The sequence below is a fragment of the Micromonospora rhizosphaerae genome (assembly GCF_900091465.1).
Taxonomy (GTDB): Bacteria; Actinomycetota; Actinomycetes; order Mycobacteriales; family Micromonosporaceae; genus Micromonospora; species Micromonospora rhizosphaerae.
In genome coordinates, this window is the sequence record NZ_FMHV01000002.1 from 3,587,297 (window position 1) to 3,600,576 (window position 13,280).

13 protein-coding genes and 3 pseudogenes are annotated in these 13,280 nt (G+C 66.6%); 7 read left to right on the top strand and 9 right to left on the bottom strand.

The genetic code is table 11. The features are described from left to right. Positions 1–2: 2 nt before the first annotated feature. From GA0070624_RS16855 to GA0070624_RS36850, 5 genes and pseudogenes are all read left to right on the top strand, one after another. Complete coding sequence (locus tag GA0070624_RS16855; RefSeq protein ID WP_218105176.1) at positions 3–1,607, top strand: 4-hydroxyphenylacetate 3-hydroxylase N-terminal domain-containing protein; 1,605 nt, start codon at positions 3–5, stop codon at positions 1,605–1,607. A 5-nt stretch (positions 1,608–1,612) separates the two neighbouring features. Then, positions 1,613–2,737: an iron-containing alcohol dehydrogenase gene (locus tag GA0070624_RS16860; protein WP_091342239.1), complete on the top strand. Its 1,125-nt coding sequence runs from the start codon at positions 1,613–1,615 to the stop codon at positions 2,735–2,737. Next, entirely contained in the window at positions 2,734–3,648 is a 915-nt protein-coding gene (locus GA0070624_RS16865; protein ID WP_091342241.1) for an intradiol ring-cleavage dioxygenase, read from the top strand. The genes GA0070624_RS16860 and GA0070624_RS16865 overlap by 4 nt, the downstream gene beginning before the upstream one ends. A 2-nt stretch (positions 3,649–3,650) precedes the next feature. After that, entirely contained in the window at positions 3,651–4,619 is a 969-nt protein-coding gene (locus GA0070624_RS16870; RefSeq protein ID WP_176731736.1) for a quinone oxidoreductase family protein, read from the top strand. Between the two features lie 52 nt (positions 4,620–4,671). Then, positions 4,672–4,926 (top strand): annotated as a pseudogene (locus GA0070624_RS36850) (oxamate carbamoyltransferase subunit AllG family protein); the annotation flags it as partial. An 84-nt stretch (positions 4,927–5,010) separates the two neighbouring features. Here GA0070624_RS36850 and GA0070624_RS16880 read toward each other — a convergent pair. After that, on the bottom strand, positions 5,011–5,991 hold the full coding sequence (locus tag GA0070624_RS16880) for an integrase core domain-containing protein (RefSeq protein ID WP_091342246.1): 981 nt from the start codon (positions 5,989–5,991) through the stop codon (positions 5,011–5,013). A 135-nt stretch (positions 5,992–6,126) separates the two neighbouring features. Continuing rightward, positions 6,127–6,672 (bottom strand): transposase, encoded by a 546-nt coding sequence (locus GA0070624_RS35265; RefSeq protein ID WP_218105177.1) that lies wholly within the window; start codon positions 6,670–6,672, stop codon positions 6,127–6,129. Here GA0070624_RS35265 and GA0070624_RS35270 point away from each other — a divergent pair. Next, entirely contained in the window at positions 6,653–7,009 is a 357-nt protein-coding gene (locus GA0070624_RS35270) for a hypothetical protein (RefSeq protein ID WP_218105178.1), read from the top strand. The two genes, GA0070624_RS35265 and GA0070624_RS35270, sit on opposite strands and share 20 nt — an antisense overlap. Here the strand turns inward: GA0070624_RS35270 and GA0070624_RS36855 are convergent. The 4 genes and pseudogenes from GA0070624_RS36855 to GA0070624_RS16900 all read right to left on the bottom strand — a co-directional run. Then, positions 6,986–7,420 (bottom strand): annotated as a pseudogene (locus tag GA0070624_RS36855) (IS110 family transposase); the annotation flags it as partial. The gene GA0070624_RS35270 and the pseudogene GA0070624_RS36855 sit on opposite strands and share 24 nt — an antisense overlap. 379 nt (positions 7,421–7,799) lie before the next feature. After that, a complete protein-coding gene (locus GA0070624_RS16890) occupies positions 7,800–8,387 on the bottom strand; it encodes a GrpB family protein (RefSeq protein ID WP_091348969.1) in 588 nt (195 codons plus the stop codon). A gap of 102 nt (positions 8,388–8,489) precedes the next feature. Further along, positions 8,490–8,735: pseudogene (locus GA0070624_RS16895) on the bottom strand (integrase core domain-containing protein); the annotation flags it as partial. Then, entirely contained in the window at positions 8,705–9,013 is a 309-nt protein-coding gene (locus GA0070624_RS16900; protein WP_091342250.1) for a hypothetical protein, read from the bottom strand. The gene GA0070624_RS16900 and the pseudogene GA0070624_RS16895, both read right to left, overlap by 31 nt. Before the next feature lie 190 nt (positions 9,014–9,203). Between GA0070624_RS16900 and GA0070624_RS16905 the strand changes: the two genes are divergently transcribed. Next, positions 9,204–10,121, top strand: coding sequence for an NADP-dependent oxidoreductase (locus GA0070624_RS16905; protein ID WP_091342253.1), 918 nt, complete (start codon positions 9,204–9,206; stop codon positions 10,119–10,121). Between the two features lie 92 nt (positions 10,122–10,213). Here GA0070624_RS16905 and GA0070624_RS16910 read toward each other — a convergent pair whose 3' ends face one another. The 3 genes from GA0070624_RS16910 to GA0070624_RS16920 form a co-directional block, all read right to left on the bottom strand. Then, positions 10,214–11,605, bottom strand: coding sequence for an MFS transporter (locus GA0070624_RS16910; RefSeq protein WP_245718833.1), 1,392 nt, complete (start codon positions 11,603–11,605; stop codon positions 10,214–10,216). Positions 11,606–11,980: 375 nt separating this feature from the next. After that, positions 11,981–12,484: a DinB family protein gene (locus GA0070624_RS16915; RefSeq protein ID WP_091342259.1), complete on the bottom strand. Its 504-nt coding sequence runs from the start codon at positions 12,482–12,484 to the stop codon at positions 11,981–11,983. Between the two features lie 196 nt (positions 12,485–12,680). Then, positions 12,681–13,280 (bottom strand): DUF5134 domain-containing protein, encoded by a 600-nt coding sequence (locus GA0070624_RS16920; RefSeq protein WP_141715058.1) that lies wholly within the window; start codon positions 13,278–13,280, stop codon positions 12,681–12,683.

Below are 13,280 nucleotides of genomic sequence, written 5' to 3' on the forward strand. Positions count from 1 at the left end.
CCATGATCCGAACCGGGGAGCAGTATCTAAAGGGATTGCAGGACGGCCGTCGCGTCTACTGCGGCGGTGAGTTGATCGACGATGTCACCATCCACCCGAAAACGCGCGGCTATGCCCAGGCGATGGCCGGGTACTACGACCTCCACCATGACCCCGAGCACCAGGACGTGACGACATTTGTAGATGACGACGGCGAGCGGCGGGCGATGCACTGGTTCCTTCCGCGGTCGAAGGAAGACGTCGTACGGCGGCGCAAGTACTACGAGCTCATCTGGCGGCACTTCAAGGGCGCGATGTTCAAGCGCCCGCCGTGCAGCATGCTTCCCGTCTTCTACACGATGGTTGATGACCCGCAACCGTGGGAGGACAACTCCCGCTTCCACGAGGGGCGCCCGCTGGCTCAGTACATCGTGGATTCGTGGCACCGGATCAAGAACAACGACCTGTCGTTCTCGCCGATGTTCTTGGACGTACAGTACGACCGCTCGCGAGACGACGCGCTCGCGGAGACACCCATGCTCACCATGGTCGACCGTAACGACGACGGGATCGTCGTACGCGGGTGGAAGGCGATCGGCACCGGCATGCCGTTCGTCGACGAACTCTTGATCGGCAACCTGTGGCGACCCGGCCAGACCCCGGAACAGACGGTCTACGCGCTGGTGCCGGTCAACTCACCGGGCCTGTCCATCTTCACCCGCCCATCCAATGCCGCGGCTGACGCCTCGGAGTTCGACCGGCCGATGGCCTCGCTCGGCGACGAGCTCGACGGCATGGCGTACTTCGACAACGTCTTCATCCCGTGGGAGCGAGTGCAGCACGTCGGCAACCCGGAGCACGCCAAGTGGTACCCGCAGCGGACCTTTGACTGGATTCACGTTGAGACGCAGATCCGGCACGTGGCGAACGCCGAGCTCATCGCCGGGCTCGGGCTCCTCGTCACCCATGCTCTTGGCACTCATACGGCACCGACTGTCGCGTCGAACCTCGCCGACCTCGTCAGGTTCCGTGAGACCTGCCGGGCGTTCACCCTGGCGGCCGAGGAAACCGGGTTCCACACCCCCGGTGGGCTGTACAAGCCGAACAACATCTTCGTCGACTTCGGGCGCGCCTACTACCTGGAGAACATCGGCAAGATGACCGAGATCCTGATCGACTTCTGCGGTCGAGGGATCGTCGTGTACCCAACGCGGGCGGATCTCGAAGACCCCTACATCGGTCCGAAACTGGCCGAGGCCTTCCGGGGGCCGGCAATGACGGCATGGGACCGGACCAAGCTGTTCAAGCTGATCCACGAACGGTTCTTGTCCGACTGGGGAACCCGGAACGAGATGTTCGAGAAGTTCAACGGCACGCCGCTGTACTTGATCAGGCTGCTGACGATGCAACGGACCGAATACCAGGTCGACGGCCCGCTCACTGAGCTGGCCCGCGAGGTGCTGGGCTTCGGCAGCATGGAGAGCATCGCCGAACGTGCCGCGGAGGCCGAGAAGCAGTCCCACTACGCCTCGGTCCGCTACCAACCGGAGTACGCCCGCGACCAGGACCAGCGCGATGGCTACTATGCCGCAGACGATGCGAAGCGGGAAGACGCGGCCAAGGCCTGACGCACATGGTCGAGATGAAACCCCTGGTGCAGGACAGCCGGCTGCCGGCGCGAATCGTGTTCGCCGCCGGCGGCCTGGCCCGTTTGGATGAGGAGTGCGAAGGGCTCGGCCTGAACTCTGTTCTGCTCATCGCCGGGACTGCGGGCAGCCGCCTCGAGGCGGTGATTGCCAACCTCGGCGGCCGACTCGTCGCGCACCACTCGAGGGTGATCCAGCACGTGCCGGAGAGCTTGGTCCACGACGTCATTGACCTCGCACGTGAGCGCGCGGTTGACGGCGTCGTGACCGTCGGTGGCGGTTCGGCGACCGGGTTGGGCAAGGCGGTCGCCCGAGAGACCGGACTTCCGCTGGTCGCGGTGCCCACCACGTACGCGGGATCAGAGATGACCCCGATCTACGGCACCACCACGGAGGAGGGGAAGGTCACGGGACGGGACTGGCGGGTCTTGCCGAGCACCGTGATCTACGACCCGGACCTGACCCTCACGATGAGCCCCGAACTCACCGCCTCGAGCGGGTTGAACGCAATCGCCCACTGCTTGCAGGGCCTGTGGGGCACTCGGACCACTCCATTTACCCAGGCGTACGCAGAACGCGGCCTGGCGACCCTGTACGCCGCACTTCCGAGAGCGGTCCGGCACCCACACGATGCCTCGGCCCGTGGTGACGCGCTAGTGGGAGCCAGCCTGGCCGGTGCCGCCCTAGCCGGGGCCGGAACCGGCCTTCACCACGCGATCTGTCATCAGTTGGGCGGCCGCTTCGCCCTGCGGCATTCAGCGCTCCATAGCGCTGTACTACCACAGGTGATCGCCTACAACACGGCCGCGGCACCGGCCGCGCTGGCGACCATCCAACGATGCCTCGGCGAAGGGCACCCCCAAGGCGCCGTCGCCGATGCTGTGTTCACCTTCGCCGCCGCCCTAGGCGCCCCTACGCGGCTAAGGGACCTCGGCTTACCCCGAGCAGAACTTGCCAACGTCGCATACGCGATCGTCGCCGCCGCCCCCGACAACCCTGCAGACCTCACAGTCGACGGTGTACGCGGGCTGCTGGAGGCCGCCTGGGCGGGGGCGTATCCCGCCACGCAGCGCCCCACGGCGCAGCGCGGGAATCCATTGGAGCAGGCATGACCGGTCATTCACAGACAACGACAAAAGAGAGCATCACCGAGGCAGTGCTGCGGAGCTTCGACAGCTGCGACAACGAACGGCTCGGGCATGTCCTGCGATCACTTGTCACCCACCTGCACGCGTTCGCAGGCGGAACGAAGCTGACCGAAGAGGAGTGGCTGGCCGGCATCGAATTTCTAACCGAGGTTGGGCAAATGTGTTCACCGTCCCGGCAAGAGTTCATCCTGCTCTCGGATGCCCTCGGCTTCTCGATGCTCGTTGACGCGATCAACCACCGAGCCGTTGACGGCTCCACCGAGTCAACCGTGCTGGGGCCGTTTCACGTCGACGGCTCACCCGTCCGACAGCACGGTGAGGAGATCATCGACACCACCACCGGCCAACCTCTCGTGGTATATGGGCGCGTCGTGAATACAGCTGGTGAACCCGTGCCCGGCGCCACGCTCGACATCTGGCAGAACGCCGGCAACATGCTCTACGCCGTACAGGATCCCAATCAGGACCCCAACAACGGACGTGGCGTGTTCCGTTCCGATCAGGACGGACGGGTTTGGTTCGTCACCATACGTCCCGTCGACTACCCGATTCCGCACGATGGGCCGGTTGGCAGGATGCTCAACGCCACCGGAAGACATCCCTGGCGCCCTGCACACATCCACGTCATCGGAAGCGCCGGGGGACATCGCCCGGTCACCACCCACATCTTCGACGCAGCTAGCCCCTACCTCGACTCCGACGCAGTCTTCGGTGTGAAGCCAAGCCTGGTACATCGGTTCCAGCCGCACCAGGCCACCGAGGCGCAGACTCCCGACGGAATGGACGGCCCATGGTTCAGCGTGGACCTGACAATCGTGCTCGAACCGCTGCCTCCACCACGAACATCGCAACCGCATCAACGCCGACAGGACTAGTCATGCGTGCAGCCCTTTTGAAGCAGCTCGGTAGGCCCCCAGTGGTCGCCAACATCCCAATCCCCACCCCAAAACCGGGCCAGGCGCTGGTTAGGGTAACCGCCGCGCCGCTGAACCCGCTAGACCTACTCATCGCGTCAGGGCACTTCTACGCCGGCCCACCGGCAATCCCCTACGTTCCCGGAGCTGAAGGAGTCGGATACGTGGTACAGGCAACCAGCCTGACCACGGGCACCCGGGTCCGGTTCGAGACACACGCCGGGTACAGCGGCACCGGCTCCCTCGCAGAATATGTCGGCGTCGAGGAATCAGCCACGCTGCCCATCGAGGAGGACCTCCCGGACGCGGACGCGGCGGCATTGGGTGTGTCCGCGCTAGCGGGATGGGTGAGTCTGCAGTGGCGAGCCCAACTGATGCCCGGGGAACGTGTGCTGGTTCTCGGCGCCACGGGAGCGGTCGGCCAGATCGCCATACAAGCGGCGCGCCTGCTCGGCGCCGGCCACGTCGTGGCAGCCGCGCGACCCGGTGAGACGCTCGAAGCGCTCAAGGACTTGGGAGCCGATGCCATCGTCCCGCTCGACAGCCAAGACCCCGTCTTCCTCGAAGCCGCCTTCCGAGAAGCCGCGGGCGGCCCGGTGGACGTGACGATCGACCCACTGTGGGGTCCGCCAGCACTGGCAGCGATCCGGGCCACCGCAACCATGGGCCGAGTCGTGAACCTCGGACAGTCCGCAGCATCCGAGGTCCCTGTCAGCTCGGCGGCAGTACGAGGCCGAATGGTCGCGGTTCTCGGCTACTCCAACCTCGTCGCCCCAGCACACGTGCTCGCGGCGGCGTACAAGAAAATCATTCATCACGCGCGACGAGGTGACCTTCGTATGCACCTCAGCACGTTTACACTCGGTGACGTTGCCGAGGCATGGGTTGAGCAGAAAGCATCACCACACCGGAAACTCGTCGTCGTGCTCTAAAGCGAGGTGTGTCTGAGCAAATGCAGCGCTGCGGGAGTGGGCCAGCGGCAGCATCGACACCGCTGCGGCCGACTTCCTCGACAGGTCGCCGGCCTTCGCGCTGAACCTGTCGGTGGTGGTCGCCGCGCTCTGTCTCGCCGCAGCCGACGGTGTCGCGGGCTCCACCCTGGTCACCCGAACCGGCTGCAACGGCCACCGGTTCGGCATCCAGGTCGCCGGTCACCCCGGTCGCTGGCTCGGCGTTGTTGCGTCGTCACCCGAGGTGACTGCGACCCGGGGGTTGGAGGGGCAGAAAGCCACTGGGGCGCTCGAGGACAGTGCCGTCGTCGACGTCCTCGGCTACGGTGGCATGTCGCTGGCGCAGGCTGTGGGGCTCGTAAAGCCGGTTCGGCTACGCTGCCTGCGAATACTCGTTGATCAGCCCGCCGAGGATCGGGCGCCGTCGGATCCTGGCGGCGGTCAGGTCAGTGACTGCCGACGGCGGGTTGGGTGGCTGCTGGCCGAGCGATCGATGTGGGCGGTGGCTGTTGTAGTGGGTTGTGTACTCGGTGAGGACGGCCGCGAGGTGGCGCTCGCTGACGATGAGGATCCGGTCGGTGCACTCCCGGCGTACGGTGCCTACCCATCGTTCGGCGAAGGCGTTCGCTCGGGGTGTCTGCGGTGGGGTTTTGATCACGTCGATGCCTTCGGCGGTGAACACCGCGTCGAAGACCGCCGTAAATTTCGTATCTCGGTCGCGGAGCAGGAACCGCAGCCCAGCTGCGCGTTGGTCGAGGTCCCTCAGTAGATTCCGTGCTTGCTGGGCCACCCAGACGCCGGTTGGATGGGCGGTCACCCCAACCACGTGGACTTGGCGGGTGGCGATCTCGACGAAGAACAGCACGTAGATCCGCTTGAGGAACACTGTGTCGACGGTGAAGAAGTCGCACGCCAGGATCGTGTGGGCCTGGGCGGTCAGGAATTGTTTCCAGGTGGGTCCGGACCGTCGGGGTGCCGGGTCGACTCCGGCGTTGTGCAGGATCTTCCACACCGTGCTGGCCGCGACCGGGTAGCCCAGGCCGGCCAGCTCACCCTGAATGCGCCGGTGCCCCCAGGTCGGGTTCTCCGCCGCGAGTCGCAGCACCAGCTCGCGGACCTGCGCGTTGACCGGTGGCCGGCCCGGCCGGGCATGCGGGTACGTCCAGCGTCGGGCGACCAGTTCACGGTGCCACCGCAACAGCGTGGCCGGGGTCACGAAGAACACTGGCCACTGCGGGCGGGGCAGCAGCCGCGACAGCACCGCCAGCACCACCCGGTCGGCCGGTTCGAGGTCGGGGCGGTGCACCTGTCGACGCAGCACCGCCACCTGATGGCGGAGCACCAGGATCTCCATATCCTTGGCCCCACCGTCGCGGGCGACACAGGTCCTGACCCGTAAATCAACGGACGTGTGGGCAGGCGGCAGCGTCGGGGCAGCGCCCCGACAGCGTGCCGTGTGGAGTGCTGTCGTTGCGTGACAGTGGTGAGGTTACGCGGCTTGGGCTTCGATGATGGCTTGGCCGTCCCGGATGGTGATCTTCTGGCCGGTGACGGCTTGCAGTGCGGCGGCCAGGCTGCGGGCCCGGCGGTTCCTGTCGATGCGGGTGGTGAAGTAGTCGGCGCCGAGGTCGTTGAACTGGGCGGTGGGGTCGGACAGCAGGTGGTAGATGATGGTCAGCACGGAGTTGCCGGTGGCGACAATCGCTTTCTGCGGCCCGCGGCGTCGGGCGATGCGTCGGTGTCGGGCGCCGAGGAAGCCGGCGCCGCTGCGGGCGGCGGTGGCGGCGATGTTGCCCAGGGTGGCGGCCAGCCAGGGGTTGCCCTTCGCGCGGCCCTTGTTCTTCTTCTTGCCGGCCGACTCGTGGGTCTGTGGGCAGAACTTGGCCCAGGACACCAGGTGGGCGGCGGACGGGAACCGGGCCATGTCTACGCCTACTTCGGCGATGATCTCCTGCGCGGCGATGGGGCCGGCTCCGGTGATCTGCGCCAACTGCTGTGCTTGATGTGCGAACGGGGTGATCGCCTGCTCGACCATCGTGTCCAAGGGCGGCGATCTGGGCGGTGAGCCGGTCGATGTTGGAAAGCATCATCGCCAGGATGGCGCCGTGATGATCGGTGAAGAACCCGCGCAGCGCCTCCTGCAGCTGTGTGATCTTCGGCCGGAGGTGGCCCTTGGCCAGCTGCGCGAGCACCCTCGGGTCGCGCTGCCCGGCGACCAGCGCGTCCAGGATCAGCCGCCCGGTCACCCCGAACAGCTCACTGACCACCGAGGACAGCGTGATCTGGGCGTCCTCGAGCAGCTTCTCCGCCCGTTGCATCTCCCGGGTGCGATCGCGGATCAGACAACGCCGGTACCGGGTCAGGTTGCGTAACTCCCGGATCCGTCGGGGCTGCACCAGCGACGGCCGGCACATACCCCGCTCGGCAACCTTGGCCAGCCACACCACATCGAGCTTGTCGGTCTTGGCTCGGCCCGGGACGTTCTTGACGTCCCGGGCGTTGACCAGCCAGCACTCGAAGCCCTCCGCCTCCAGCAGGTAGTAGACACCTTTCCAGTAGTCGCTGGTGCTTTCCATGACCACCCGGGTCACACCCCAGCAGCGGAACCAGTCCGCCATCTGCAGCAACGCCACCGTGGTGGTCGGGTAGGTCCGCACCTCCTGCATCCGCCGGCCCGGCCTGGACTCGTGCGGCACCCGCACACACGCCTCCAACACCGCCTTGCCAAGATCAAGCGCGGCTACCCGCTCGATGTGTAGCTCCTGCTCATCGACTTCTTCCATGACAACCTCTGAGGAGCAAAGGGGGGATCGGGGACGGCCACCCGCGGGAGCCAGCGGGGAAACGGGAAGAGTCGGACCCTCGTGCTCGTAGCTACAATGCGCAGCCCCTCGTAGCGGCTCCCAGCGTCAAACTGATACACGGCCTCACCTGCGCCAAGGACGACCGACGTCGGCGGGCGACCAACCCGATTTTCCCGCACGCGCGGCGTCCCCATGGACCAGAAAACTGATACCGATCCGTCACGCAGGTCCTGAGACCGGACATGCCGGCAGCCGGGTGTCGTACTCCGGTTGATGCGTTACGCCCGGATCCGTCCCACCAGATGCTTGACGCTCGGTCTCGAGGACGCAGCGATTCACAGGTGGATTGGGCCGGCCGTTACGTTGTGCTATCGGGTTTGCCGCTCTTCATGTCTCTGGTTGTGGCCCACGCCCGAGCCGCCTCGGTCAGCTTGCCGATGAGGTCTGTCTTGCCCTTGGTGTACGCCTCACGGTCGTGTGGGTAGCGGTCGGCCAACTCTCGCTTTAGTGCTTTGTAGTCGGCACGGGCGTCAGGATGGGCTCGTAGGTAGTCCCGAAACGCCAGGACGTTGAGGTAACGCGGCGAGCCGGTCGGCACGAGGTGCAGGTGGTGGGTCCGGTGGCTGGGGCGTGGCTTGCAGAACCAGTGCATGACCTCAGCGAGGTAGGGCCAGTAGCAGTAGTCCAAAGGCTTCAGCAACTCGATGCAGGGGCGCGACGACCCCAGGTCTGCGACGCCGACCATGATGTCGATGACTGGTTTGGCGGCGAGCCCGGGTACTGCTGTGCTGCCGACGTGGTGGATGCCGCCAGTGATCCAGGGACCGATGGTCTGGCCGATCACGCTGGCCTCGGTGGCGAACCGCTCGGGCCATGCGGCGTCGTAGGGCTCAATGTGAACGGGGGCGTTGACCTCGTCCGACTCGCTGCTATGGCTGTCCGACATGGCGGTCACTCTGCCAGGGAAGCTGTTTCGCCGCAGTCACTGCAGTAAGCCGACGATCATGTCAAGTATCTGGTGTGAACCGCCCCGAGTCTGGTGGAGTCCTCAGACTGTGACCAGGGCTTGCTGGTCGGGTTGGCTGTGAGCGTAGAACATCGATTCGTATTCGGCCGGTGGCAGGTAGTTCAGGGCGGAGTGCAACCGCCGGTGGTTGTACCAGTCGACCCATTCAGCGGTGGCCAGTTCTACCTGGGCGAGGCTGCGCCACGGCCGCCTGGGTTTGATCAGTTCGGTCTTGTAGAGGCCGATGGTGGATTCCATCAGCGCGTTGTCCAGGGCGTCGCCGACGGTGCGGTCAGGTCGCGATGCCAGCGCAGCACGGTCTCGGGGCGCACCAGCAGCCGGATCTGGCGTAGCACGGCGCGGGGGAGTCGGTGCAGTAGTGCGGCGAGCAATGCCCGGTCAGCGGGGGTGAACCGGATCTTCTGGCCGTGCAGCTGCCGCTGGAGGACCATGATCTGGTGTCGCAGGGTGAGGATCTCGGCGTCCTTGGCCCGGTCGCTCATCGGCAGCAGACGCAGCATCGCCAGCGCGTTGGTTACGCCGACGTAGGCCCGTCGAAGCAGCACGACCAGTCATCCTCGCCCAGTGGTTTTCAGCGATTCGACCAGCCTGGGCACGTTGATGAGGGCAAGATCTTTGTCGTCGTGGCCAAACCGGCCGTGACCAGGACGGACGTCATTGTCGGCACCTGCAGGGCTAGCAGGCCCAAAAAAGCGGCGCACAGAGCCGACGAGCACGAGATATACGGAGGCACCCATGAAGGCAATCGTCGCGATGGATCAGGCCGCGGAAGCAGCCGGGATCACACTCGCGGAGCGGCCTGAGCCGACGCCGGCGATCAACGACGTCGTCGTTGAAGTCCACGCGTCGGGCTTCGTCCCCGCGGAGTGGGCGTGGCCCTCGACGTGGGTCGATCGCTCCGGTCACGATCGCGCCCAGGCGATCATCGGCCACGAGTTCGCCGGAGTGGTCTCCTCCCTCGGCTACGGCACGACGGGACTCTCGTTGGGACAGCGGGTGTTCGGGATCACGGACTGGCACCGCGATGGAACGCTGGCTGAGTACGCGGCCGTGGAGGCACGCAACCTTGCGCCGCTGCCGGGGAACGTCGACTTCACGGTGGGTGCGAGTCTGCCGATCTCCGGCCTGACCGCGTGGCAGGGCCTGTTCCAGCACGGTCGTCTTCAGGCGGGGCAGAGCGTCCTCGCACACGGCGCCGCCGGCGCCGTCGGATCAGTGGTGACGCAGCTCGCCCGGGAGTTCGGCGCCTACGTCATCGGTACCGGTCGGGCGGCGGACCGCCAGGCGGCGCTCGACTTCGGCGCGAACGAGTTCCTCGACCTCGACCACGAGGATCTCGACGACATCGGCGGGGTCGACCTGGTCTTCGATGTCATCGGCGGTGATATCCAAAGGCGCTCGGCGAGCATCATCCGGCCTGGCGGGACGCTGGTGTCGGTGGTCGGACCTGTTGAGGCTCGCCCTGTCGACGGCTTGGCGGTCGACTTCGTCGTCGAGTCCGTTCCGAGTCAGCTAATGGAGATCGTCGACCGGGTGCGAGACGGGCGCCTTCGCACGCACATCGGAACAGTCGCGACTCTCGACGACGCCATTCCCGCGCTCAACCCGACCGAGCGGCGCAAGGGCAAGACCGTCATTCGCGTGCGCCCCTGAGCGCCCTGGAATAGGCCAACAGCGCCGTCATGCTGACGCCCCACTGACGAGATCGGCACCCGACCCGACGCCGACGACGTCAGTGGGGCCGCTCAGTGCGCCGCGTCGTACTGCCACAGCTGCGGCACCGCCCGGATGATTGCTGCCACGCCCAGGATGGTCAGCCCTCCACCCACGGAAATTGCCCAGCGCGGTCCCCATGCCGCGCCCGTTACGCCATGCAGGAGGTTGCCGATCTGTGGGCCGCCCATCGTGACAACGATCATCGAGCCCTCGATCCTGCCGCGCAGCGTGTCGTCGGTGCTCGCCTGGCTGATGGCCCGTCGAAACATGCTGAGCACGAAGTTGACGCCGCCGCCGAGCAGGAGCGCCGCGGCGGCGAGCCACAGCTGGGGTGCCAGCCCCAGCAGAACGACCGTCACACCCCAGGCGGCAGCGGCGGACACCATCAGCGCACCGTGCCGCCGGGCACGGGTGAACACGCCCGACACCATCCCGACCGCGAACACTCCTGCCGGGTAGCTGGCGTAGAGCACCCCGAGCTCGAACCCACCCCCGGCCGTGCCGCCGAACTCCCGCTCGGCCAGTTCCGGGTAGAGCGCCCACGGTGCCCCGAATACCATGGCGGCCAGGTCCACCCCGATCAGCGCCACCAGCAGCGGCCGGGAGAAGAGATATCGGAAACCGTCCAGCAGCTGGCCGACCGTCGACCGACGCGGCGCGGCGCTCGCGCCGACCAAGGAAGGCGTCCCAGGGCGCGGCACCAGCACCGGTGCAGGCACGCTCGGTCGCGGAGGGAGCCGGGGCAGCCGGAACACCGACCACATGACGAGCAGCAGTGCCAGCGTGTCCAACAGGTACAACGCGCCGAGTCCCACCGCCGGGATCAACACACCGGCCAGCAGCGGGCCCACGATCGACCCGGTGTACCGGACCAGCGAGCTCAATCCGTTGGCGGCGGCTAGCAGCTCGGCCGGCACCACGCGGGGCACCGCCGCGCCCATCGCCGCCATGACCGCTCCGTAGCTGAGGCCCTGGCAAGCAACCAGTGCCATCAACGCCAGTACCGACCGCAGGTCCAGTGCCGCCTGCGCCCACAGCCCCACGTACGTCAGAGCCAGGCAACCGTGTGCGACCAGTAACAGCCGACGCCGGTCCATGGCGTCGGCGAGAGCACCACCCCACAACGCCGAGACCACCAACGCGACCAGCGACACCGCAGCCGAGACCCCAACAGCCGCAGACGAGCCGGTCAACGTGAACAGCTGCGTGGGAATGGCAAGCACACCGAACGAACCACCCACCGCGGCGATCAACGACGCGACCCACAACCGCCTAAATGCGGGGATCGCCAGTGGACGCCGGTCCACCAGATACGCACCCAGCTTGCGTCCCCCGGCGCCCCCTCCGGCACCGCTACCGGCCCTGCTGGTTCCCGCTGACGTCGTCGGCGCTCCCATACCCCTAACCCCCGGCTGGCTCATGCCGGCCTGTGCCCGGCACCGACGATGCTGGGCCTTACCCCAGCGAGAAGGTCCAGCACCGGTAAGGGGCCTGCCGAGCACCGTACCCCGACGAAGATCGTCTAGCCAGACGTGTCACTCACGTCCCGAGACTGATCTGTCACGCATGTCCTGAGACGCGACATCGCCGGCAGCCGGCTGTCCGACTCCGGTTGATGGTTGACACGGCGGCCTCGGTTGACGCTTGACATGATCGCTCCGGCGTCGCATCTAGCGCGCGACTCGCGGCAGATCCGGTTGGCCGTCAGAGTGGTCGCCACGTCTGACATGGGGGACCGGAATGGCGCAACCGGGTTCGGCCGCACGGGAGTCGAAGCACGGAGCCAGGCCTACTAGTCAGGTGTTCACCAGCCACTGTTGCCCGTCGATGAGCTCGCGAACCGCGTCGAGGTGTCCGGCGTGGCAGGCGGTCTCAGTGATCACATGGAGCAGGACATCCCGAAGATTGTGCAGGCGCCACTCGCCCTCGGGGAAGGGCCACCAGGCCAGGTCGGCATCGGCAGATGAGGCGGCGATGACGGCATCCGCCAGGGAAGCCTCATGGCGATAGCAGTCAAGGACATCGCCGGCGGGTAGTTCCGGAGCTACCTGCCATGGGCTGTCTTGGCTGCCGACCAGGTCGATGACCTCCGGGTCGCCGGCTACAACAGCGCGGAACCACAAACGCTCCACCGACAGCGTGAGGTGCTGCAGCATCCCCAGGCAGCTCCACCCAGAGGGCAGCACGGGGCGCCGCAGCGCCTCATCGCTCAGTCCTTCCACGGCACCCAGCACGTGGTTTCGCTGCCTCTGGAGGCACTGCATCAACGCGGTGATCTCGGCGTCGACTGCCACCGTCATTTCTGAACCTCCCTAACACGACACTTCTTCGCAGGGGCCGAATGCAACCTTGCGGATACGTACCCGCCGACTTTCCGTGACGACTGGCGTGCCAGTTATCCGCTTCTGTCGAAGAGTGGATGCCCGATCTTGGCATGTTCCTTTTGATCTCAACCGAAGTTCACCCGGCGGCGAGCATCCCGCCTGGCGCCCATCGTTACGCCATCGCGAGCAGGGCGATGCCCATACCCGCGCTCATCACGCCGTGGCACAGTGCCGACCAGTCCAGCGGACACGCCACCGCGTTCGTCGTCGCCGTGGACAGTCCACCGATGCGCATCCCGCGGCCAACCCACCAGAATGCGGCGAGTACCAGGTACCCCCCGAGCAGCGCACTGGCCCATCCGGCGCATCCGACCGGCGCATGAGCCATCCCGGCCATGTCCATACCACTGTGACCGACGGCGGAGGCGTCCCCCGGTGCCGAGGCACTCATCCACACCATGGTCCCTGTGGCGGTGGCGAAGAACACCGGGAGGGCGCGACCGCGCGGCGTCCGCACCGCCCGCACCGCGAACCACGCCGTCGACATCATAAAAATGGCAATCCAGGCTGCTGCCGGGACCGCCGCGCCCCACCGCCAGATCATCGCGATCATCGATAGGCCCATGACCAGGTGCAACATCTCGGAGAGTCGATCCTCCGCCACCGGACAGAGCCGCGCAGCGGGTGGGCGCAGGCACCGGAGCAGGTGAAAGGCGGCCGCCCCTCCGAACGCCACCGTCAGCAGCCATCGGAGGGGGGCAATGCCGATCAT

What these genes read in the sequence shown, in the direction of transcription:
- GA0070624_RS16920 (WP_141715058.1), bottom strand. Translation starts at nt 13,280, where the DNA reads ATGATCGGCATTGCCCCCCTCCGATGGCTGCTGACGGTGGCGTTCGGA.
- GA0070624_RS16905 (WP_091342253.1), top strand. Translation starts at nt 9,204, where the DNA reads ATGAAGGCAATCGTCGCGATGGATCAGGCCGCGGAAGCAGCCGGGATC.
- GA0070624_RS16890 (WP_091348969.1), bottom strand. Translation starts at nt 8,387, where the DNA reads ATGTCGGACAGCCATAGCAGCGAGTCGGACGAGGTCAACGCCCCCGTT.
- GA0070624_RS16915 (WP_091342259.1), bottom strand. Translation starts at nt 12,484, where the DNA reads ATGACGGTGGCAGTCGACGCCGAGATCACCGCGTTGATGCAGTGCCTC.
- GA0070624_RS16880 (WP_091342246.1), bottom strand. Translation starts at nt 5,991, where the DNA reads ATGGAGATCCTGGTGCTCCGCCATCAGGTGGCGGTGCTGCGTCGACAG.
- GA0070624_RS16910 (WP_245718833.1), bottom strand. Translation starts at nt 11,605, where the DNA reads ATGAGCCAGCCGGGGGTTAGGGGTATGGGAGCGCCGACGACGTCAGCG.
- GA0070624_RS16860 (WP_091342239.1), top strand. Translation starts at nt 1,613, where the DNA reads ATGGTCGAGATGAAACCCCTGGTGCAGGACAGCCGGCTGCCGGCGCGA.
- GA0070624_RS16855 (WP_218105176.1), top strand. Translation starts at nt 3, where the DNA reads ATGATCCGAACCGGGGAGCAGTATCTAAAGGGATTGCAGGACGGCCGT.
- GA0070624_RS35265 (WP_218105177.1), bottom strand. Translation starts at nt 6,672, where the DNA reads ATGGTCGAGCAGGCGATCACCCCGTTCGCACATCAAGCACAGCAGTTG.
- GA0070624_RS16870 (WP_176731736.1), top strand. Translation starts at nt 3,651, where the DNA reads ATGCGTGCAGCCCTTTTGAAGCAGCTCGGTAGGCCCCCAGTGGTCGCC.
- GA0070624_RS16865 (WP_091342241.1), top strand. Translation starts at nt 2,734, where the DNA reads ATGACCGGTCATTCACAGACAACGACAAAAGAGAGCATCACCGAGGCA.